Origin of the sequence: Streptomyces sp. YIM 98790 (assembly GCF_011421595.1) — a bacterium.
In the GTDB taxonomy this organism is placed as follows: Bacteria; Actinomycetota; Actinomycetes; order Streptomycetales; family Streptomycetaceae; genus Streptomyces.
Map to the genome: position 1 here is coordinate 1 of NZ_WTLH01000085.1, position 20,623 is coordinate 20,623.

Here is a 20,623-nt window from a genome sequence, read left to right on the forward strand (position 1 = left end):
GGGCCCGGCCGCGGACGGCGCCGGCAGCGGCCCGCCGCCCGGAGCGGAGGTCGCGGCGCTGCGCTACCTGGAACTGCTCGCGCGGGACGCCCCCGCCGGGGACTACCAGGAACCGGCCCCGCCGGACGCCGCGGCGGAGCGGGCCCGCGCCCTGGCCCTGCGGGTGCGGGCCGAGCTGGAGGGACGCCGTCGCCGTGAGGCCGAGCTGACCGCGTTGTTCGAGACCGCCCGGGACATCTCCGGGCTGCGCGATCTGGACTCGGTCCTGCGCGCCATCGTGCAGCGCGCCCGCTCGCTGCTCGGCACCGAGGTGGCGTACATGACGCTCACCGACGCCGAGCGCGGCGACACCTACATGCGGGTCACCGAGGGCTCGGTCTCCGCCCGCTTTCAGCAACTGCGGCTGGGCATGGGGGAGGGACTGGGCGGCCTGGTCGCACAGACCGCCCGCCCGTATGTCACCGCCGACTACATGGCCGACGAGCGGTTCCGCCACACCCGCAGCATCGACGGCGGCGTACGGGAAGAGGGCCTGGTGGCCATCCTGGGCGTGCCGCTGCTGCTGGGCCGCGAGGTGATCGGCGTGCTCTACGCCGCCGACCGCCGCTCCCGGGTGTTCGAACGGGAGCAGATCTCCCTGCTCGCCTCCTTCGCCGCGCACGCCGCCATCGCCATCGACACCGCCCGGCTGCTGGAGGAGACCCGCGCGGCACTGGCCGAGCTGGAGTCGGCCAACGGCATCATCCGGGACCGCAGCCTGGTCATCGAGCGGGCCGCCGACATCCACGACCGGCTCACCGCGGTCGTGCTGCGCGGCGGCGGGGTGGCGGACGTCACCGCCGCGGTCGCCGAAATCCTCGGCGGAAAGGTGGAGTTCACCGAGGAACCGGCATCCGTCCCCGGCTCCGTCCCCGTCCCCGGCCTGGTTCCCGGCCTGGTTCCCGGCCTGGTTCCCGGCCCCGGCCCCGGCCCGGGGGACGGCACCCCTCCTCCGCCCCGCGCCGGGCTTCCGCTCCCGCCCGGCCCGGCAGGGGCGGAGCGGCAGGGGCGGAGCGGCGAGCCGGTCGGCCGGGCGGTGCGCGAGGGCGACGTCTGGATCGCCCCGGTCACCGCCGGCGGGGCCCCGCTGGGCGCCCTGCTGCTGCACGGCCGCCGCGACCTGGACCCGGTGGACCGCCGCACCCTGGAGCGCGCCGCCATGGTCACCTCCCTGCTGCTGCTGGCCCGCCGCACCGCCGGCGAGGCCGAGCAGCGGGTGCGCGGCGAACTCCTCGACGACCTGCTCGACGCCCCCGACCGCGACCCCCGCCTGCTGCGGGAACGCGCCTCCCGGCTGCGGGCCGACCTCGATCAGCCGCACCTGGTGCTCGCCGCCCAGGCACACGACGACGGCGCGGCCGACAGCGAGGGCGGCGGACGCCAGCGGCTGTGGTCCGCCGCCTCGCATCTCGCCGTCACCCGGCACGGCCTGGCCACCTCCCGCGACGGCCGCACCGTGCTGCTGCTCCCGGCCGCTCCCGGCCAGTCCGCCTCCGCGCTGGCCGAACAGGTCGCCGCCCAGCTCGGCGCGGCCGTCGGCCTGCCCGTCACGGTCGGCGCCGCCGAACCGGTGACCGCCCCGCTGGAGGAACCGGCCCGGGTCGCCGCCGCCTGGACCGAGGCCCGCCGCTGCCTGGACACCCTCCGCCTGCTGGGCCGGGCCGGCCAGGGCGCGGCAGCCCGCGACCTGGGCTTCCTGGGCCTGCTGCTCTCCGACAGCCGGGACATCGACGGCTTCGTCGGCCGCACCATCGGCCCGCTGCTGGACTACGACGCCCGCCGCGGCACCGAGCTGGCCGCCACCCTGGAGGCCTACTTCGCCAGCGGCATGAGTGCGGCCCGCGCCAAGGACACCCTGCACATCCACGTCAACACCGTCACCCAGAGGCTGGACCGGACAGCCCGCCTGCTCGGCGCCGACTGGCAGTCCCCCGACCGCGTCCTGGAGATCCAGCTCGCCCTCCGCCTCCACCGCCTCTCCCACCCCGCCACGCCCTGAGCCCCGGTCGGTCAGCCGTCCCGGCCCGGCCCGGACCGGGTCCGGCGGACTGCAGCTGCGCTCCGGGCCCGGACGGACAGCGTCGTCGTCTCCGTCGCGTCCGCCATGGCTGCCTCCACCCCTCCGTACCGTCCCGCCCGTTCTCGGAGGCGTCGGGGACGGCCACCCGGCGTTGCGGCCCCGGGACGCCGGGTGACCCCTCCCGTATCGAGCAGCTGGGCAACAAGTTCACCACGTTCGCGGACGATGTGTTCGACGCGCTGCAGAAGGTGCGTGCCCTGGGTGAGGACGGCACTCTGGCAACCTTCGTCGGTGAATCGGCGGAGGCGTACCGGGAGAAGTTCGAGAAGGTTCCGCCCAATCTGGAGAAGCTGCACACCTCCTACGACCTGGCCGGGCAGGCGCTGCTGAGCTACGCGCCGAAGCTGGAGGACGCCCAGCGGGACGCCGACCAGGCACTGACGGACGTGGAGGACGCCCGGGCGGAGCCGGCCACCGCGCAGTCCTGGCTGGAGCGGGCCACCTCCGCCCTGGAGGACGCCGAGGAGGAGGCCGAGCCGCCGGACGAGGAAGAGGTCTCCGCCGAGGTCCGCCGCGCCCTGTCCGACGCCCAGCTCGACGCCGGCAACGCCCAGAGCGCCGTCGATGACGCCCGCGAGAAGCTCAACGCCGCCATCGCCCTGGCTCAGCAGGCCAAGGAGGCGCGGGAGGAAGCCGCCGAGCGCTGCAAGCGCGACCTGGAGGAAGCCTCCGACGGGGGCATGCAGAACAAGAAGAGGTGGCAGAAGAGCGGCGATCAGTGGTCAAGCGGCGATCAGTTCTCGGCTGCGCTCGTGGAAGTCGGCGACCAGGCGATGGTTTCCGAACCGGCTCATGTGGTGTTGCAAGTCCTGCACCGCTTCGATGGTCCGGGAGGACTTGACCTGCCGTGCGAGAGACAAGGTGCGTACCCCGGCGGCGTGGGCGGCTTCGAGATCGCCACGTTGGAGATGTGAGGTGGCGAGTGCGGCGTGGGACATGGCTCCGCGCCGCGCCCGCTTCTGCTTGTGTGCGTGTTCGATGGACCGCTGTGCGTGTTCCTTGATGGCAGCGACCTCTTCAAGGTCACGGAAGGTGTTCGCGTGTTCCCCATGCAGGTATGCGGGATCGATGAATGCCGCCCACTGGGGTTCTTCGTCAAGTCGCACGTTCTCGTACGCGGTCTCGGAGTTGCGCACGGCAGAGATGGCGGCGCGCTTATCCCCGAGTTTGGCCCATGCTCGCGCTTCGAGTGCCCACAGATCGGCCAGGCAGGCCGGGGATGTTCTCTTCTTGAGTCCGGCGCGGCCTGCCTGGGCAAGGCGGCGGCCTTCCTCCGGGTGCCCCATCAATGTGGCCTGATCGGCCATGCCTGCCAGGACATGAGCACCCAGAGCCGGGTTGTGGGATTCCTCGGCCAGCCGGAGTGCCTGGATCAGGTACCGCTGTGCGGTGCCGTGTTCACCGTTGTCGTAGGCCATCCATCCCAGTAGGTAGGTCTGCTCGGCGGCGGCTTCGCACAGGGCTCGCCGTACTTGTTCGGTGTGCGTTCGACGAAGCAGGGGGAACACATGAGTGTTCATGTAGGTGGCAAGTGCCAGCCGTCCTGATCCGCCGCCCTGGAAGATGTCCATCTGTTGGAAGACGGCGAACATGTTGCGGACGGCCGTTACGTCTTCCAGCCTCACTGAGGGGCCGGGTTCGGCCTGTTCGAGCGTGGTCAGCAGCCAGTCCCGTGACGGGCCGATGCCCGCGACGGCTGCGAAGGGGGCTGCGGCAAGGAACTTCCGTCGGTCCACGTCCGCCCTCCCGAGATCGGCGACGGCTTCCACCGTAGCCGTGAAGGAGGTGTCATACACAAGTCCTCTGTCCGCCATGGCGCTGTCACCGAGACCGAGGTCATAGGTGGTGACGCGGTAGCCGATCGCGGCGGAGAAGACGTCGGCGAGGATGTCCGGGACCGGCGGGCGTGGGCGTTCGCCTTGCAGCCATCTGCGCACGCTGCTGGTATCGGGGGCGATATGAGCCTGTCCCCACTCCTTAGCTTTGGCGCGGGTCCGGCGAGCTAACTCCCCCTGGCTCAAGGTGGATCGACTCAGCCAGTCCGCAAGCTGTGTGTTCGGCGTCTTCACGGCGTCTCAGCTTTCCTCGCGAGGGTGGTGAAGCAACACCCTTCAACACCCCTACAGACAGTACCCGTGTCTGCCCAGCTGATGTTGCCTAGTCAGAGAAAACCCCCGCGACCGTGCCGGGTCCGGGGGCGTGGCCAACGCTGGAAGGAGCGTCAGCACGATGAACAGTAGCGCCCGGGTTTCCGGGCTGGGGGGCAGGTGGCCGGTTTCCGGCCTGACGGCGTGGGTGTCCCGCTGGTGGGTGGTGCGGCCGTGAGTGCGTGGGTGCGTGTGGGCCGGGTGGTGCGGGATGGCTATTCCCGGCAGGTGGGTGTGATCGTGGGTGTCCGGGGCCGGTTGGTGACGTTGGCGCCGGTGCGGGGCCGTGGTGAGCAGTGGACGACGCAGCGCCGTTTCCTGCGGCGGCTGAGTCTGTTGCAGGAAGCGCGCCTTCGGGTGATCGGTGCTCGTCGGCGGGGTGGTCGGCGGTGAGCGGTCAGGAGACGCCGGAGCTGGCGGTGGGTGTGGTCGTGCGGGAGAAGGCGACTGACCGCCTGCTTGAGGTGATGGACAGGGTTGGTGGGCGGTGGCAGGCGCGTCCGCTGAATGGTGGCCGGGAGCGGGACATCACACCGGGCGATGTGATCGTGCTGGGTGACCGGTCGTCGCTGACTGTTCAGGTGGCGGTGGCCAATCACCGGTCGCGGTGGGGGGTGCTGCGGTGAGCCGGGCTGTGCTGAAGGCGGCTGAGTGGACGTTGGCGCTGGAGGATTCTCCGGGTGTACCCCGGGCGGTGTTCCTGGCGGTGTGTGCGTCGTGCGGTGCTCAGTCTGTGGAGGCCAGGGACGAGTCGTTGTCGGTTGAGGTGTGGGCGTTGAAGCACACGGGGCTGAACCCCTCGCATCGGCGGTTCACGCTGCACACGGCTCAGCCGTGGCTGGTGTCTCCGGCGCCGGGCAACCCGTACCGCGACGGGGGGTCCGGCGATCGGCACGACAGGGCGGAGGTGGCCGAGTGACGACGGCTGCGGATGCGCTGTCGGCGGTGTTGGCCGGGCTGGCGTTGGAGTGGGCGGCGCCCGAAGGGCGGGACGAGGCTTACCGGCGGACCGCGCGGGAGGCCCGGCGGGCGCTTGATGAGCTGGTGGCGGGTGCGGACCGGGTTTTCGTTGAGGTCCTGGTGTTTCCCGACTTCCCCGCGCCGTATGTGCTTGTGGTGCGGCGTGAGGGGACGTGGGGGCTGCCCGGTGGCTGGCTGGCCCGGGGTGAGTCGCTGGGTGCGGCTGCTGAGCGGGTGCTGCGGGATCAGGCCGGGCTGACCGGGGTGGGTGTGGATTCCGTGCTTGCCGTGGATCAGGAGCCGGAGGGGCTGTATGTGGTGTGTGACGCCGGAGTTCCGGAGGGCACATCACAGCGGCGTCGTGCTCTGGCGGCGAGCGTGTGCCGGTTGGTGGGGGAAGGCACGCTGGGGCGGCTGCTGCCTGCCGGTGCGGGACGGCGGGCGTTGACGGCGCTGGCGAACACTGAGCACATTCGGGCGGTGCCGCTGGATACCGGGTCGTCCTGACGGACGGACCCGACTGGGCTGGGCCTCCGTGCCGGTTGCTGCGGTAACTGGCGCGGGGGCCCTGCCTCTTGTCGTGACGTTTCTCGTCGTGACCCTTCCGCTACGGTGTGCGACGGCGCAGAATGGTAGGTCTGCGGAAGGAACGGCGCGATGAGTGTTCCGAAGGAACCGGGCGGCTTCGCGGGGGACGCGGAGGAGTGGGACGGCGCGGCCTGGGTGCCGGGGGTGCCGTACGTACGGGGTTGGGAAGAGGCGGTGACATCTGGAAGATCACCGTTGACCGCCCGCACCCTGGCGGTGCGTGATGTGGCCGCCGCGGCCATGTTTCCGCTCCTGGGCCGCACCCCGGCCGGCCGGGCACGGACGGGGTTGTCCGAGGGGCGGGCCGGGGGGAGGGGTGGTCCGGGGTTCGTTTAGCCTCGGAACATGGCCGACGCACCGTACAAGCTGATCCTGCTCCGCCACGGCGAGAGCGAGTGGAACGCCAAGAACCTGTTCACCGGCTGGGTGGACGTCAACCTCACGGACAAGGGCGAGAAGGAGGCGACCCGGGGCGGCGAGCTGCTCAAGGACGCCGGCCTGCTGCCCGACGTGGTGCACACCTCCCTGCAGAAGCGCGCCATCCGCACCGCCAACCTCGCGCTGGAGGCCGCCGACCGGCTGTGGATTCCGGTCCACCGCACCTGGCGGCTGAACGAGCGTCACTACGGCGCGCTGCAGGGCAAGGACAAGGCGGCGACCCTCGCCGAATTCGGCGAGGAGCAGTTCATGAAGTGGCGCCGTTCCTACGACACTCCGCCGCCCGAGCTGGAGGACGGCGCCGAGTGGTCGCAGAGCGACGATCCCCGCTACGCCACCATCCCCAGCGAGCTGCGTCCGCGCACCGAGTGCCTCAAGGACGTGGTCATCCGGATGCTGCCCTACTGGTACGACGGCATCGTCCCCGACCTGCTGACCGGCCGCACCGTGCTGGTGGCCGCGCACGGCAACAGCCTGCGCGCCCTGGTCAAGCACCTGGACGGCATCTCCGACAGTGACATCGTGGGCCTCAACATCCCCACCGGCATCCCCCTGCTCTACGAGCTGGACGCCGACTTCAACCCCGTCACCCCGAACGGCACCTACCTCGACCCGGAGGCCGCCAGGGCCGCCATCGAGGCCGTGAAGAACCAGGGCAAGGGCAAGAAGTAACCCCCGCACCCGCACCGCACTGCACTGCACTGCACCGCACCTGCGCCGGGCCGCCGGCGCTCCGATGCCGCCGCGAGCCCTCTGCCCCGCCACCGTCGCCGAGGCCGGAGGGCTCCCGACCGTCCGTGCCGTCCGTCCCCCGGCCTGTCGGGCCGGTCAGGCCGCCCGGCCCGGCCAGGGCAGGTGGGCGGTGAGACGGAAGAAGCCGTCGGCGCAGGCGTGCTCCAGGGTGCCGCCCTCCAGCGCGGTCCGCTCGCTCAGCCCGGTGAGCCCCGAACCCGCGCCCGGAATCCCCGGAACCGCCGCCGGGGAGGCGCCGCTGCTCAGCGGATTGTGCAGGGTGATGGTCAGGCCCTGGCCGGGCGCGCCGGTGAGCTCCACGGTGACCGGCTGCCCCGGAGCATGTTTGCGGGCATTGGTCAGCCCCTCCTGCACCACCCGGTAGACCGTGCGCTGCACCGGGCTGCGCAGCGCCCGCACCGCCTCCGGGTCCGTGGTGTCGACGAACCGGACCTTCTGGCCGGCCGCCTCGGCATCGGCCACCAGCCCGGCCACCTCGGAGATGCTGGGCAGCGGCGTGACGGGGGCCGGTGCCCGCCCGCCGTCGTCCGCTCCCGTGCCCCGCCCCGTGTCCCTGCCCGCTCCGGCGCCGGTGCCGCCCGCCGTGCCCTCGCCGGGGCCGCCGCGCAGCACGGTCAGCACATCGCGCAGCTCCTCCAGCGCCTGGTGCGCGGTGTCCCGGATGGTCTGCGCGCTCTCCGCGATCTCCGCCGGGGACGGCGGTGCCGCCGCCTCCTCGGCGGTGCGGCGCAGCCGGTACGCCAGCGCGCCGGCGTGCACCGACAGCAGCGAGATCCGGTGGGCGAGCACGTCGTGCATCTCCCGGGCGATCGCCTCCCGTTCCCGCCGCCGGGTCTCGGCCAGCCGCCGGGCGTGCTCGGCCCGCGCCCGCGCCGCGTCCTCCCGCAGCCGCACCACCTCCTGCCGCCGGGCCCGGATCACCACGCCCCAGGCGAAGAACGCCAGGTAGTAGGCGATGACGAAACCCACCACCAGCACGCCTTCCTGCGGCAGCGCGTGCAGCAGCATGTAGGGCACGGCGGCCAGCAGATACAGGCCCAGCATCACCAGCGCGGGCCGCCACGGCACCCGCAGCGCCAGATTGAGCAGCACCACCATCAGGGAACCGAAAATGGTGTCCGCCACCGCACTCACCGGCAGGAACGCGATGGCCAGCCCCATCGGATAGCGCCGCCGCAGCCACAGCGCCAGACAGCTCAGCAGCCCCAGCGGGACGTCGACCGCCCGTACCCAGTCGGGCGGGAAGGCGGTGTCGGCGGAACCCGAGGTGTCGACGAAGCCGATGAGCACCCACCACAGCAGCGCCCAGCCGAAGACCAGGACGTCCACCACCCAGTCCCGGACGCTGCGCCGCACCGGGCCGCCGGAGACCTCGGCCAGCAGTTCACCGGGGAGTGTCCACCGTCTGGGCGGCTCACCGCAGTCCGGAGACGCCGGGCGGTCCGGGCGGCCGGGGCGGTCGCCGGCGGGCAGATCGGTCATGGTCCGAGCGTAAGCACAACCCGGGGCGGCCGTCGGACCGGCAGGGGCTGAGACGGATGCGGCGGGGAACGGGAACGGGGACCAGGAGCGGGGAACGGGAACGGGGCGACGGGAACGGGGCAACAGGAACGGGGCCCTGCCCCGTCGAACCGGGCAGGACCCCGCGGCCGTGCACCTGTGGCGCCGGACCGTTCACTCCGCCGCCCCGGAAGCGGTCTCCGGGGCGGCGGAATCACCGGATCAGCGGCAGGAACCGCCACACTGGCAGGCGCCGCCCGACTGGCAGCCGCAGCTGCACCCGGAGCCGCAGCTGCATCCCGCCCCGAGGAGCGGCAGCGGACGCCGTCCCTCCGCGATGTCCGGGGTGCCGGCCGGGGAGGAGCCGAGAGCGGACGAATGAGCCGAGGACTGAGCCATGGTCCCTCCTGCGGTGGTAGATACTCCACGCGGATTGCTCCACCTCGTATTGCACGCCGCAACCTCCCCGCGCATCAACGGCGCGTGGAAGCACTCGGGACCCCGGGGGGTGCCCGGGTGCCCGTCCGGCCACGCGGTCGCGAACCGGCGCCGCCGGACGGGACGGGACCCGGCCGCGCGGACCCGTCCGGCGGCGGGGGCCTCAGCCGGCCGTGCCGGCCGCCTCGCCGCGCGCCGGGGCCTCCGGACCGCTCTCCGGCTGGAACTCGTCCGCGTACTCGCCGGTCACCAGGTAGACGACCCGCCGGGCGATGGACACCGCGTGGTCCGCGAAGCGCTCGTAGTACCGGCCCAGCAGCGTGACGTCCACCGCCGTCTCCACGCCGTGCCGCCAGCGCTCGTCCAGCAGGTGCCGGAAGAGCGTGCGGTGCAGCTCGTCCATCTCGTCGTCGTCGCGTTCCAGCTGCATGGCCAGGTCGACGTCCTTGGTGATCAGCACCTCGGCGGCCTTGGCCATCAGCCGCTGCGCGAGCTGGCCCATGGAAAGTATCGTCGCCTGGAGGTCCCGCGGCACCGCCGACTCCGGGAAACGCAGCCGCGCCACCTTGGCCACGTGCTGGGCCAGGTCGCCGCAGCGCTCCAGGTCGGCGCTCATCCGCAGCGAGGTGACCACGATCCGCAGGTCGGTGGCGACCGGCTGCTGCCGGGCGAGCAGGGCTATTGCCGATTCCTCCAGGTCCCGCTGCATGGCGTCGACCTTGACGTCCGCTTCGATCACGCTCTCCGCGAGCTTCAGATCGGCGTCCAGCATGGCCGTGGTGGCGCGCCCCATCGCGGAGCCCACAAACCGCGCCATCTCCACCAGGCTGTCGCTGATAGCGTCCAGCTCCTCATGAAACGCGTCACGCATCCGATGTACCTCTCCTCCGCAAGGCTCCTCCGCAGGGCGACCGAGCCGGGCCGTCGCCACCGCCGGCACCGGCCGTTCCTGGCGCCTACCCTCTCACGTCCGGCCAGGTCACGCTGGGTCCGGAAGGCGTCGGGTGCCAACCCGGAAGGTGAACGCCCACCGGCCCGAAGGTGAACTTTTCCCGGCGGCCGGACGAGCATCTGCCGTCAGCCCTGGGGAGTGCCCGCGCGACCTGCCTAACCTGGGGCTATGGATGTGAACGCGGCCGTTGCCGCAGTGGCGGCGATCGCCGGGCTCTGCACCGGTGTCTTCGCCATGCTGGCATTCCGCATCAGTGAGCGCGAGCGGACGCGTCCTTTGCGCAGCACGCCTCCCGCCGAACCGGTGCTGCCGCCCGGCGTGGACACCGTGCTGTCCGTGCTGCGCTCCTCGGCCGTGGTGCTGGACCACCACGACAACGTGGTGAAGGCCAGCTCCGCCGCCTACGCCCTCGGCCTGGTGCGGGGCGGCCGGCTCGCGGTCGAGCCCATGCTGCGGATGGCCCGGGAGACCCGCCGGGACGGCGAGATCCGCCAGCAGGAGCTGGACCTGCCGCGCCGCGGCCGGGGCGGCAGGAGCGGCGAGTCGCAGGCGGTCTCCGCGCGCTCCGCACCGCTCGGCTCGCGGCTGGTGCTGCTGCTGGTGGAGGACCTCACCGAGGCCCGCCGCATCGAGACCGTCCGGCGCGACTTCGTGGCCAATGTCAGCCACGAGCTCAAGACCCCGGCCGGGGCGCTCTCCCTGCTGGCCGAGGCCGTGGTGAACGCGGCCGACGACCCCGATGCGGTGAACCGTTTCGCCGGACGGATGCAGGTCGAGGCCGCCCGGCTCACCAAGATGGTCCAGGAGCTGATCGAGCTCTCCCGGGTGCAGAACAACGACCCGCTCACCAACGCCGAGGTGGTGCCGGTCGACGACCTGGTCAAGGAGGCCAAGGACCGCTGCCGGCAGGCCGCCTCCACCAAGGAGATCACCATCGCGGTGGGCGGCGTCGACGGGCTGAGCGTCTGGGGCAACCGCGGCCAGCTGGCCATGGCGCTGGGCAACCTGGTGGAGAACGCGGTGAACTACAGCCCGCCGCACACCAAGGTCGCCATCGCCGCCGCCCGGGTGCCGGCCAAGGGCGGCGACCGGATCGAGATCTCCGTCACCGACCAGGGCGTGGGCATCTCCGAGACCGACCGGGCGCGCATCTTCGAACGCTTCTACCGGGTCGACCCGGCCCGCTCCCGCTCCACCGGGGGCACCGGCCTGGGCCTGGCCATCGTCAAGAACGTCGTCTCCTCGCACGGCGGCGAGGTCGAGGTGTGGAGCGCCGAGGGCCAGGGCTCCACCTTCACCCTGCGGCTGCCGGAGCCCGGCAGCGCCCGCGCCCGGCACCGGGCCGCCCAGATGGGCCGCAACGGGGTCAGCGGCGCGCTGCGGACCCCGGCCGACATGCCGGAGGAGAGCGACGCGGCCGTCGCCGCGGCCGGTGACGGCGAAGGCGACGGCGAGCCCGGTCCCGGCGGACCGGCCGACGGCCACGCCGCGGCCACCGGCCCCGCCCGGCCTGCGGGTCCCGCCCGGCCTGCAGGAACCACCGAACCTGCCGGAAGCACCGGAACGACCGGTGCGGCCGGCATGAAACCCGCACACCGCGGTAGCACCACCCATGGCGGCAGCCGCCGCCGGGACGGCGCCGGCACCGGCGTCCGGCCCGACCCGTCCACCCGCACCAGCGATTCCGCCTCGGAGGTCCTCCCGTGACTCGAGTGCTCGTCGTCGAGGACGAGGAGTCGTTCAGCGACGCCCTGTCGTACATGCTCCGCAAGGAGGGCTTCGAGGTGGCCATCGCCGCCACCGGACCCGAGGGGCTTGACGAGTTCGAACGCAACGGCGCCGATCTGGTCCTGCTCGACCTCATGCTGCCCGGTCTGCCGGGCACCGAGGTCTGCCGCCAGCTCCGCAGCCGTTCCAATGTGCCGGTCATCATGGTGACCGCCAAGGACAGCGAGATCGACAAAGTGGTCGGCCTCGAAATAGGAGCCGACGACTATGTGACCAAGCCCTTCTCCTCCCGGGAGCTGGTGGCCCGCATCCGCGCGGTGCTGCGCCGGCGCGGCGAGCCGGAGGAAGACATCCCGACCGCGCTGGAGGCCGGCCCGGTGCGGATGGATGTGGACCGGCACGTGGTGACGGTCTCCGGGCGGCGCGTCGATCTGCCGCTGAAGGAGTTCGACCTGCTGGCCATGCTGCTGCGCAACGCGGGCCGGGTGCTGACCCGGATGCAGCTCATCGACCGGGTCTGGGGCGCCGACTACGTGGGCGACACCAAGACGCTGGACGTGCACGTCAAGCGGCTGCGCGCCAAGATCGAGCCGGACCCCGGCTCACCGCGGTACCTGGTGACCGTGCGCGGTCTGGGCTACAAGTTCGAGCCGTAGACCGAGGGCGCATCGTGCCCGCACCTGTCTGCTGCGGGAGACGGGCGGGCGGGGGCCTCAGCGGTCCCCGCCCGCCCGCTTGCGTCCGCGTCCGCGTTTGCGTCCGCCGGAGGATCAGTGGTCGCCGGAACCCTCTTCGGCGGTCTCCTCCTCCGCAGCGCCTTCCCCGGTGGTGTCCTCCCCGGAGGTCTCCTCCCCGGCCGTGCTGTCCTCCCCGGCCTGCTCCTCCTGCTCCTGCTCCTCGGCCTGCTCCTCCTGCTCCTGCTCCTCGGCCGGCGGCAGGGTCGGCCCCCAGTCCGCGTAGTAGGAGTAGGGGTCGGTGGCCGGCACCACCCGGGCGAACAGCTCGGCCTCGCCGCTCTCGCTGAGCAGGAAGGTCAGGTTCTGGGCGTTGCCGGCCGCGATGCCGGCGGCCGAGGCGTCGGGCACATAGGCGGCGGGGTTGCCCTCGCCGCCCAGCATCACCGAGCCGCCCGCCGGGATGGTGATCCCGCTCTCGCCCTCCGCCGGAAGCAGCTCGAACGACCCGCCGTCCGGGCCGAGCAGGATGGCCTCAAGGGTCTGGTTCTCGTCGCCGGTGTTGAAGATGCGGGCGGTGACCGAGGCCGGGCCGTCGGCCTCCTCGCCGATCAGCACACTGGCGTTCTGGACCTCGATGCCGTCGATCACCGCGTAGGCGTTGTCCGGCCGGATGGTGTTGGTGCCGCTCTCGGCACCGGCGCCGCAGGCGGCCAGCGGGGCGATCGAAAGCGCGAGGGTCGCGGCGAGGGCACCGCGTCGAAGGCTGCGGCTCACGGCTGCGCATCTCCTAGGACGAGCATCAACGGCGGGGCCGGCAGCCCGCACCGGTCTGCGGTTGATCTCTTGGCGGGCCCAGCGTACCCACCCGTCGCGAAGCGACCGCACCCGGCCCACCGCACATGAGCGCGGGGATTGCGCGAAGGAGGTCCCCGCCGCCGTACCGATCATGGAGCACCGGAACGTTACGGCCGCGTTCCGGTGATCTTGGCGCGGGAACTCCGCTGTGCCTTCCGGGCTGTTCCGCGCACGCTTCCACGGCCGGTTCCGCGCACCGTTCCCCGGACGGTTCCCCGGACCGTTCCCCGCGTCCTTCCCGGCGTCCTTCCCGGCGTCCTTCCCGGGAGGTTCCCGGCACCGTTCCGGAGGGGCTTCCCTGGCAATTCCCGTGGACGCCCGAAGAGGAGGGGAAGGCACGGGGGAAGCCCTGGGGAAGGTGTGTCGAGACGATTCTGCGAACTAGGACAAAACAGACAGGAATCGGGTGCCCGGGGAAGTTCTTTCCGTGCTTCGCCGGGTGAATCAACCGGCCGGAATCCTGCCCCTCACCTGCGGATACCCAGTTGCGCAGACCCCGCTGAGTATGCCCTCCGGCCCGTTGTCAACCCCCAAGATATGGCCTGACCTGCGAAAACGCCATTCAGAAGGGGCCGGTCTCGTGTTACCCTGGATAGCCACGGAAGGGGTACCTGTCACATGACGATCAAGGTTGGCGACTTCAAGGTTGGCGACACCGTGGTCTATCCCCATCACGGGGCTGCGCTGATCCAGGCCATCGAAACTCGCCAGATTAAAGGCGTGGACAAGACATACTTGGTGCTGAAGGTCGCTCAGGGTGACTTGGAGGTGCGCGTGCCGGCGGAGAACGCCGAGCTCGTCGGTGTGCGCGATGTGGTCGGGCAGGAGGGTCTGGACCGGGTCTTCGAGGTGCTGCGGGCGCCGTATGCCGAAGAGCCGACCAACTGGTCCCGTCGCTACAAGGCAAACCTTGAGAAGCTGGCTTCGGGCGACGTCATCAAGGTCGCCGAGGTCGTACGCGATCTCTGGCGGCGTGAGCGGGAGCGCGGGCTGTCGGCCGGCGAGAAGCGGATGCTCGCCAAGGCGCGCCAGATCCTGGTGAGCGAACTCGCGCTCGCCGAGAACACCAACGAGGACAAGGCCGAGACGCTGCTCGACGAGGTACTCGCCTCCTGATCAGTTCTGCTGTTCGGCTTCACCCGGCCGAGCCGGAACCGCCGAGGTCCGGCCGGGCCGGAATGGCTTCCGGCCGTTGACGTGCCGCAGCGCCCGAAGGATCACGGGATGCCGGACGGGCGCTGCGGCACGTCCGCGCCGGGCAGCGTGAAGCCCTGCGCCGAGCCGGTGCCACACCGCGGGAGAGCAGCGAGGACACGCGCATGTCACGCATGTCCCTCCCGTATTTCCCCATCCGTCTCCGGTCCGTCTCCGCCGTCAGCTGTTCGGACTTCTTCGAACGGCTGGCGCGGTGAGGGGCAGGGCGACGGTGTGCGCATGCGTGCCGGTGCCCGCGAATTCGGCCGTCTTGTCACGGAAGGGGTCGACCGAACCCGCCCGGCACGCTGAAGGCCATACCCACGACCGCCATGACGACAAACCTGCATACCGATAGCAATGTCAGATCAGTCACCGGATGACTCCGCTGTGCCCACCACGGACGGGTCCCCCCGGCCGCCCGCCGGACGGACCGCCGCCGTGGTCCCCGCGGCCGGCAAGGGCATCCGTCTGGGCCCCGGCACCCCCAAGGCACTGCGCGAACTCGGCGGCACCCCGATGCTGGTGCACGCCGTCCGCGCCCTGGCCCGCTCCCGTTCCGTCACCCTGGTCGTGGTGGTCGCGCCGCCGGACGCCACCGAGGCCGTCCGCACCATGCTGGACGGCTTCCCGCTGCCCGGCGCCACCGAACTGACCGTGGTGGCCGGCGGCGCGACCCGCCAGGAATCCGTCCACCGCGGGCTGCGTGCGCTGCCCGCCGACGTCGACGTCGTCCTGGTGCACGACGCCGCCCGCCCGCTGGTGCCGGTGGACACCGTGGATGCGGTGGTGGCCGCGGTGCGCGCCGGCGCGCCCGCCGTGGTCCCCGCGCTCCCGCTCGCCGACACCGTCAAAGAGATCGCCGCCGACCCGGACCGGCCGGCCGGCGCCCCGGAACCGGTGGTCGCCACCCCGGAGCGGGCCCGGCTGCGCGCCGTGCAGACCCCGCAGGGATTCGACCGTGCCACCCTCACCGAGGCGCACGAGCGGATCACCGGGGAGGGCGAGGGCGCCACCGACTGCGCCGGGATGGTGGAACGCCTCGGCCGCCAGGTGGTGCTGGTGCCCGGCCACGAGGAGGCGTTCAAGGTGACCCGCCCGCTGGACCTGGTCCTCGCCGAGGCCGTGCTCGCCCGCCGGAGGGCCACCGATGGCTTCTGACAACGCAACGCCGGTGCCGGTGCCGCCGGTGCCGGTGCCGCGGATCGGCATCGGCACCGATGTGCACGCCTTCGAGCGCGGCCGGGAGCTGTGGTGCGCCGGCCTGCTCTGGCCGGACGCCGAGTACGGACTGGCCGGGCACTCGGACGGCGACGTGGCCGCGCACGCCGCCTGCGACGCCCTGTTCTCCGCCGCCGGGCTCGGCGACCTCGGCCGCCACTTCGGCACCGGCCGCCCCGAGTGGGCCGGCGCCTCCGGGGTGCGGCTGCTGGCCGAGGCGGCCCGTATCGTGCGGGCCGAGGGCTTTGTGCCGGGCAACATCGCGATCCAGGTGATCGGCGTCCGGCCGAAGATCGGCAAGCGGCGGGAGGAGGCCCAGAAGGTGCTGTCCGAGGCTGCCGGGACACCCGTGTCGGTCTCCGGCACCACCACCGACGGCCTGGGCCTCACCGGCCGGGGCGAGGGCCTGGCCGCGATCGCCACCGCCCTGCTGCTGCCCCCGGCCTGAAGCCGGCCGGGGCCGCGGGCGGCAGCCGCGGGCGCCGTCGCCGGAGGCGGCACCGGCGGGCATCCGCGCTGTCCCGAGCGGTCGGCGCCACTCGGTACGCTTGGCGCGTGACTCTTCGCCTGTACGACACCGCCGCCCGGAAGATCCGTGACTTCGTCCCGCTCGTCCCGGGCTGTGTCTCGATCTACCTGTGCGGCGCCACGGTGCAGGCGCCGCCGCACATCGGGCACATCCGGTCGGGACTGAACTTCGACATCCTGCGCCGCTGGCTCGCTCACCGCGGCCACCGGGTGACCTTCATCCGGAACGTCACCGACATCGACGACAAGATCCTCACCAAGGCCGCCGAGCAGGACCGCCCCTGGTGGGAGATCGGCTACACCAACGAGCGGGCGTTCGGCGACGCGTACACCGCGCTGGGCTGCCTGCCCCCCACGTACGAACCGCGCGCCACCGGCCACGTACCGGAGATGGTCGAGATGATGCGCGGCCTGATCGACGCCGGCCACGCCTACGCCGCCGAGGGCAACGTCTACTTCGCGGTGCGCTCCTTCCCCGGCTACCTCTCCCTCTCCGGCCAGGACCTGGACGAGCTGCGCCAGCCCGAGGGCGAGGGGGAGACCGGCAAGCGCGACCCGCGCGACTTCGCCATGTGGAAGGCGGCCAGGCCCGGCGAGCCCTCCTGGGAGACGCCCTGGGGCCGGGGCCGCCCCGGCTGGCACCTGGAGTGCTCGGCCATGGCCCACAAGTACCTGGGCCGTGCCTTCGACATCCACGGCGGCGGCGTCGACCTGGTCTTCCCGCACCACGAGAACGAGATCGCCCAGTCCCGGGCCTACGGCGACGACTTCGCCGGCTACTGGCTGCACAACGCCTGGGTGACCATGTCCGGCGAGAAGATGTCCAAGTCGCTGGGGAACTCGGTGCTGGTGCTGGAGATGGTCAAGCGCTGGCGTCCGCTGGTGCTGCGCTACTACCTGGGCACCCCGCACTACCGCTCCACCATCGAGTACGCCGAGGAGAACCTGGCCGAGGCGGACGCCGCGGTCACCCGGATCGAGGGCTTCCTGCACCGGACCGCCGAACAGGCAGGGGCCGTCGCCCCGGCCGAGACGGTGCCCGGGGAGTTCGCCGCCGCCATGGACGACGACCTCGGCGTGCCGCAGGCCCTGGCCCTGGTGCACACCACCGTCCGGCAGGGCAACACCGCGCTGGAGGAGGGCGACAAGGAGTCGGCCGCCTCGCTGGCCGCCCAGGTCCGCGCCATGCTGGGAGTGCTCGGCATGGACCCGCTGGACGAGCAGTGGACCGCGGCCGGTGCCGACCGGCGCGGCGAGCAGATGCGCGCCGCGCTGGAGGCGGTGGTGCCGGCCCTGCTGGAGCAGCGGCAGGCCGCCCGGCAGCGCAAGGACTACGGCACCGCCGACGCCATCCGGGACCGGCTCCAGGCCGCGGGCCTCACCGTCGAGGACACCCCGCACGGCCCGCGCTGGGAGCTGTCCTGACCTGCTGACCTGCTGACCTTCCGCCCTCCTGACCTGCTGGACTTCCCCTACTTCCTGATCTTCCTGAACTTCGTGAACCGCCTGAACTTCCTGGACAGCGCACCGGAGCCCCGGGCCCGCCGCAGGGCCCGGGTGGCCGGCCGCACCACCCGATGAAGGACTGAGATCCGCATGCCTGGCAACAGCCCGCGCCGCAACCGGCGCACCAGCAACAAGAAGGGCGCCACCGTCGGCAGCGGCGGCAAGCGCCGCCGCGGGCTGGAGGGCAAGGGGCCGACCCCGCCCGCCGAGATGCGGCCGGGCCACGCCAAGCAGCGTGCCGCCGCGGCCAAGGCCCGCCGCTCCCAGACCCGGCCCGGCGGCGGCCGGCCGAAGCCCACCGCCGAACTGGTGGTCGGGCGCAACCCGGTGGTGGAGGCGCTGCGCGAGGGCGTCCCGGCGAACGCCCTGTATGTGCAGCAGTTCATCGACAGCGACGACCGGGTCAAGGAGGCGCTGGCGCTGGCCTCCGAACACCGTGGCATCCGGCTGGCCGAGGCGCCCCGCGCCGAGCTGGACCGGATGACCGGGGGCCTGAACCACCAGGGCCTGGTGCTCCAGATCCCGCCGTACGACTACGCGCACCCGGAGGACCTGCTGGACGCGGCGGCCGACGCCGGGGAGGCTCCGCTCCTCGTGGCCCTGGACGGGGTCACCGACCCGCGGAACCTGGGCGCGGTGGTGCGCTCGGTGGCGGCCTTCGGCGGGCACGGAGTGGTGGTGCCGGAGCGCCGCTCGGCCGGGATGACCGCGGGTGCCTGGAAGACCTCGGCCGGTACCGCCGCCCGCATTCCGGTGGCCCGTGCCACCAACCTCACCCGGGCGCTCCAGGCGTACCAGAAGGCCGGTCTCCAGGTGGTGGGGCTGGCCGCGGACGGCGAGGCGGAGATCGGCGGGCTGGCCGCGCTGGACGGGCCGGTGGTGCTGGTCGTGGGCAGTGAGGGCCGCGGCCTGTCCCGGCTGGTGGGAGAGGTCTGTGACGTCCGGGCCCGGATCCCGATGCCGGGGGCGGCGGAATCGCTCAACGCCGGCGTCGCCGCAGGTGTCGTCCTCTACGAGGCCGCGCGGATCCGCACCGGCCGCTGAGTCCCAGGGGCGCATCCCCGCCGCTCACACAGCCGTTCACACCGCCGTTCACGTCCCGCGCACCGCCGCGCGGCGCTCGCCTCCGGCGGGGGGCGGATGCCGGCGTGCGGCGGCGCCCGCGCCGGTGTGCGACCCGGTTCCGGCGGCCGTCCGCCCCGGGGCGGCGGCGAGCGCCGACAGGCAGTCAGAAACCTGTTGTCCCAGGTGAGTTGGGGGTTCCGGGCGCCGGGGACATGGTGGTGACATACACGTACTCATTTCGTTACCCCGCCCCGGGCAACGTCACGCGATTTTCGGTGGTCACTCCTTAAGCACGGAACCACGACTCCCGGGGGGAATTCCATGCGCTCTGCGCACACAGCCAGGACTCTGGGCCGGTCGCTGGCCGCCCTCGCGGCGGCGGCGCTGCTGCTGACCGCCTGCGGCAGCGGCGGGTCGGAGGAGCCCGATGCCAAGCCGGTGGCCAATGAGACCACGCCGGATCCGTCTCCGGAAGAGACCGCGAGTGAAGAACCGGAGGAGGAGCCGGAACCGGAGCCCACGCCCACGGAGACCCCGGACCCGGTCCTCTACCAGGCCGGGGACAACTCCGGGGAGGTCCGTGAGCTGCAGGCCCGGCTGGCTCAGGCGGGTCACTTCGCCGCCCAGCCCACCGGCTTCTACGGCGAGGTGACCACGGGGGCGGTCGCCGCGTACCAGGAGTCCAAGGAGGAGCTGGAGGTCTCGGGCGTCGTCCACCAGAGCACCTGGGACCTGCTGCTGTCGGAGACCACCGAGCCGACCGAGGAGGAGCTGTTCCCCAAGCAGCAGGTCATGGGGTACGGCGACAACAACGACCAGGTGCGGGAGCTCCAGGCGCGGCTGAAGCAGCTCGACCACTTCGACGAGGACCCGACCGGCTACTACGGCAACGTCACCACGGCCTCCGTGAAGTCCTACCAGGAGGCGGCCGGCCTGGAGGTCACCGGCACCGTCTACGAGGACACCTGGGATCTGCTGAAGTCGCAGACCAGGAACCCGACCGAGGACGAGCTCCGGCCGCCGGTCGAGGTGCCGGAGGCGGACGAGGCGGACGAGTCGTCCCTGGACCCGCGCTGCATGAAGGGCCGCGTGCTCTGCATCTCCAAGACCACCAGCCAGCTCGTCTGGATGATCGACGGCGAGGTGCAGCTCACCCTGGACGTGCGGTTCGGCGCCGAGGGCTACGAGACCCGCGAGGGTGAGTTCACGGTCTACTGGAAGAGCCGCGACCACCACTCCACGCTCTACGACTCGCCGATGCCGTTCGCCATGTTCTTCGACGGCGGCCAGGCCGTGCACTACTCGGAGAACTTCCGCCAGAACGGCTACAACGGCGGCTCCTACGGCTGCGTCAACGTCCGCGACTACGACTCGCTGGAGTGGCTGTTCGACGAGGTGCGCGAGGGCGACAAGGTCGTCATCTACTGGTGAGGCGGCATCCGTACCGCCCAGGGGTCTGACGCGGCGGCCGGTCCGGGGAACGCTCCTCCGGGAACCGGCCGCCGCGCCGTCCGGGCCGGGCGGCGTCGCCGACCAGCGCATTGACGGGGCGCTGTCACAAATTCCGGATCAGGCAGTGTCCTCAGCCCCGGTCACTCGGTTAGTCGAGTGTGGAGACTCGAACACCCCGCCCGTCCCCCGGGGGCCCACCCTCCTCCGGCGGCAGCCGGAGCGGGTTCTACGACGCGGATACGGTGCTGAACACGGTCAAGGTGCCGTGCGATCCTGCCCAGATCATCGTCAACCACGCCAGCTTCCGGGTCGAGCTGGGGGCCGGCGGCCCGGCGTCCCGGCCGTCCGCCCCGGTCCCCGTGCCCCCGGCCGCACCGCACCGGGTGCCCGCCGCGGTGGGCACCTCCGGCATCCCCGGCACCTCCGGCACGGCCGGCGCGCCGGGTACGGAGGGCGGCCGGCGGGCGCTGGTGCTCAGCGGCCGGGGCGACACCGCGGCCCG

The 20,623-nt window shown here is 72.3% G+C and carries 16 protein-coding genes and 2 pseudogenes; 14 read left to right on the forward strand and 4 right to left on the reverse strand.

The window, feature by feature from the left end; translation table 11 throughout:
• The coding region (locus GQS09_RS15610) for a helix-turn-helix domain-containing protein (RefSeq protein ID WP_399552522.1) at nt 1-2,038 on the forward strand (2,038 nt) is incomplete at its 5' end.
• Nucleotides 2,035-2,775 (forward strand): annotated as a pseudogene (locus tag GQS09_RS30990) (putative T7SS-secreted protein); the annotation flags it as partial. The gene GQS09_RS15610 and the pseudogene GQS09_RS30990, both read left to right, overlap by 4 nt.
• Before the next feature lie 66 nt (nt 2,776-2,841).
• On the opposite strand, the gene GQS09_RS15615 reads toward GQS09_RS30990, so the two are convergent.
• Nucleotides 2,842-4,188, reverse strand: a complete 1,347-nt coding sequence (locus GQS09_RS15615) for a transcriptional regulator (protein WP_165986684.1) — start codon at nt 4,186-4,188, stop codon at nt 2,842-2,844.
• 467 nt (nt 4,189-4,655) lie between these two features.
• On the opposite strand from GQS09_RS15615, the gene GQS09_RS15620 reads away from it, so the two are divergent.
• The 3 genes from GQS09_RS15620 (at nt 4,656) to GQS09_RS15630 (ending at nt 6,924) form a co-directional block, all read left to right on the forward strand.
• Nucleotides 4,656-4,892, forward strand: coding sequence for a hypothetical protein (locus tag GQS09_RS15620; RefSeq protein WP_165986685.1), 237 nt, complete (start codon nt 4,656-4,658; stop codon nt 4,890-4,892).
• A gap of 289 nt (nt 4,893-5,181) precedes the next feature.
• Complete coding sequence (locus GQS09_RS15625) at nt 5,182-5,733, forward strand: NUDIX domain-containing protein (protein ID WP_165986686.1); 552 nt, start codon at nt 5,182-5,184, stop codon at nt 5,731-5,733.
• A 426-nt stretch (nt 5,734-6,159) separates the two neighbouring features.
• Nucleotides 6,160-6,924, forward strand: coding sequence for a phosphoglyceromutase (locus GQS09_RS15630; protein ID WP_165986687.1), 765 nt, complete (start codon nt 6,160-6,162; stop codon nt 6,922-6,924).
• Between the two features lie 156 nt (nt 6,925-7,080).
• Here GQS09_RS15630 and GQS09_RS15635 read toward each other — a convergent pair whose 3' ends face one another.
• Nucleotides 7,081-8,487, reverse strand: coding sequence for a sensor histidine kinase (locus tag GQS09_RS15635; protein ID WP_165986688.1), 1,407 nt, complete (start codon nt 8,485-8,487; stop codon nt 7,081-7,083).
• A gap of 619 nt (nt 8,488-9,106) precedes the next feature.
• Nucleotides 9,107-9,814 carry a phosphate signaling complex protein PhoU gene (phoU, locus tag GQS09_RS15640; protein WP_165986689.1) on the reverse strand — a complete coding sequence of 236 codons (708 nt, stop codon included), beginning with the start codon at nt 9,812-9,814 and terminating at the stop codon, nt 9,107-9,109.
• Nucleotides 9,815-10,063: 249 nt separating this feature from the next.
• On the opposite strand from phoU, the gene GQS09_RS15645 reads away from it, so the two are divergent.
• Nucleotides 10,064-11,602, forward strand: coding sequence for a cell wall metabolism sensor histidine kinase WalK (locus GQS09_RS15645; RefSeq protein WP_165986690.1), 1,539 nt, complete (start codon nt 10,064-10,066; stop codon nt 11,600-11,602).
• Nucleotides 11,599-12,279: a response regulator transcription factor gene (locus GQS09_RS15650; protein WP_165986691.1), complete on the forward strand. Its 681-nt coding sequence runs from the start codon at nt 11,599-11,601 to the stop codon at nt 12,277-12,279. The genes GQS09_RS15645 and GQS09_RS15650 overlap by 4 nt, the downstream gene beginning before the upstream one ends.
• A 114-nt stretch (nt 12,280-12,393) precedes the next feature.
• Here the strand turns inward: GQS09_RS15650 and GQS09_RS15655 are convergent, their stop codons facing one another.
• Nucleotides 12,394-13,074 (reverse strand): DUF461 domain-containing protein, encoded by a 681-nt coding sequence (locus GQS09_RS15655; RefSeq protein ID WP_207957876.1) that lies wholly within the window; start codon nt 13,072-13,074, stop codon nt 12,394-12,396.
• A 699-nt stretch (nt 13,075-13,773) separates the two neighbouring features.
• Here GQS09_RS15655 and GQS09_RS15665 point away from each other — a divergent pair.
• The 7 genes and pseudogenes from GQS09_RS15665 to GQS09_RS15695 all read left to right on the forward strand — a co-directional run.
• Entirely contained in the window at nt 13,774-14,271 is a 498-nt protein-coding gene (locus GQS09_RS15665) for a CarD family transcriptional regulator (protein ID WP_165986693.1), read from the forward strand.
• Between the two features lie 438 nt (nt 14,272-14,709).
• Nucleotides 14,710-15,510: a 2-C-methyl-D-erythritol 4-phosphate cytidylyltransferase gene (gene ispD, locus GQS09_RS15670; protein ID WP_165986694.1), complete on the forward strand. Its 801-nt coding sequence runs from the start codon at nt 14,710-14,712 to the stop codon at nt 15,508-15,510.
• Nucleotides 15,500-16,018: a 2-C-methyl-D-erythritol 2,4-cyclodiphosphate synthase gene (ispF, locus tag GQS09_RS15675; RefSeq protein ID WP_165986695.1), complete on the forward strand. Its 519-nt coding sequence runs from the start codon at nt 15,500-15,502 to the stop codon at nt 16,016-16,018. Before ispD ends, ispF begins: the two co-directional genes overlap by 11 nt.
• Nucleotides 16,019-16,125: 107 nt before the next feature.
• A complete protein-coding gene (gene cysS, locus GQS09_RS15680) occupies nt 16,126-17,523 on the forward strand; it encodes a cysteine--tRNA ligase (RefSeq protein ID WP_165986696.1) in 1,398 nt (465 codons plus the stop codon).
• A 171-nt stretch (nt 17,524-17,694) separates the two neighbouring features.
• On the forward strand, nt 17,695-18,648 hold the full coding sequence (rlmB, locus tag GQS09_RS15685; protein ID WP_165986697.1) for a 23S rRNA (guanosine(2251)-2'-O)-methyltransferase RlmB: 954 nt from the start codon (nt 17,695-17,697) through the stop codon (nt 18,646-18,648).
• A gap of 342 nt (nt 18,649-18,990) precedes the next feature.
• Nucleotides 18,991-20,100 (forward strand): peptidoglycan-binding protein, encoded by a 1,110-nt coding sequence (locus GQS09_RS15690; RefSeq protein WP_165986698.1) that lies wholly within the window; start codon nt 18,991-18,993, stop codon nt 20,098-20,100.
• A 263-nt stretch (nt 20,101-20,363) separates the two neighbouring features.
• A pseudogene (locus GQS09_RS15695) lies at nt 20,364-20,623 on the forward strand (hypothetical protein); the annotation flags it as partial.

What these genes read in the sequence shown, in the direction of transcription:
- GQS09_RS15630 (WP_165986687.1), top strand. Translation starts at nt 6,160, where the DNA reads ATGGCCGACGCACCGTACAAGCTGATCCTGCTCCGCCACGGCGAGAGC.
- GQS09_RS15635 (WP_165986688.1), bottom strand. Translation starts at nt 8,487, where the DNA reads ATGACCGATCTGCCCGCCGGCGACCGCCCCGGCCGCCCGGACCGCCCG.
- phoU (WP_165986689.1), bottom strand. Translation starts at nt 9,814, where the DNA reads ATGCGTGACGCGTTTCATGAGGAGCTGGACGCTATCAGCGACAGCCTG.
- GQS09_RS15645 (WP_165986690.1), top strand. Translation starts at nt 10,064, where the DNA reads ATGGATGTGAACGCGGCCGTTGCCGCAGTGGCGGCGATCGCCGGGCTC.
- GQS09_RS15665 (WP_165986693.1), top strand. Translation starts at nt 13,774, where the DNA reads ATGACGATCAAGGTTGGCGACTTCAAGGTTGGCGACACCGTGGTCTAT.
- ispD (WP_165986694.1), top strand. Translation starts at nt 14,710, where the DNA reads ATGTCAGATCAGTCACCGGATGACTCCGCTGTGCCCACCACGGACGGG.
- ispF (WP_165986695.1), top strand. Translation starts at nt 15,500, where the DNA reads ATGGCTTCTGACAACGCAACGCCGGTGCCGGTGCCGCCGGTGCCGGTG.
- rlmB (WP_165986697.1), top strand. Translation starts at nt 17,695, where the DNA reads ATGCCTGGCAACAGCCCGCGCCGCAACCGGCGCACCAGCAACAAGAAG.
- GQS09_RS15690 (WP_165986698.1), top strand. Translation starts at nt 18,991, where the DNA reads ATGCGCTCTGCGCACACAGCCAGGACTCTGGGCCGGTCGCTGGCCGCC.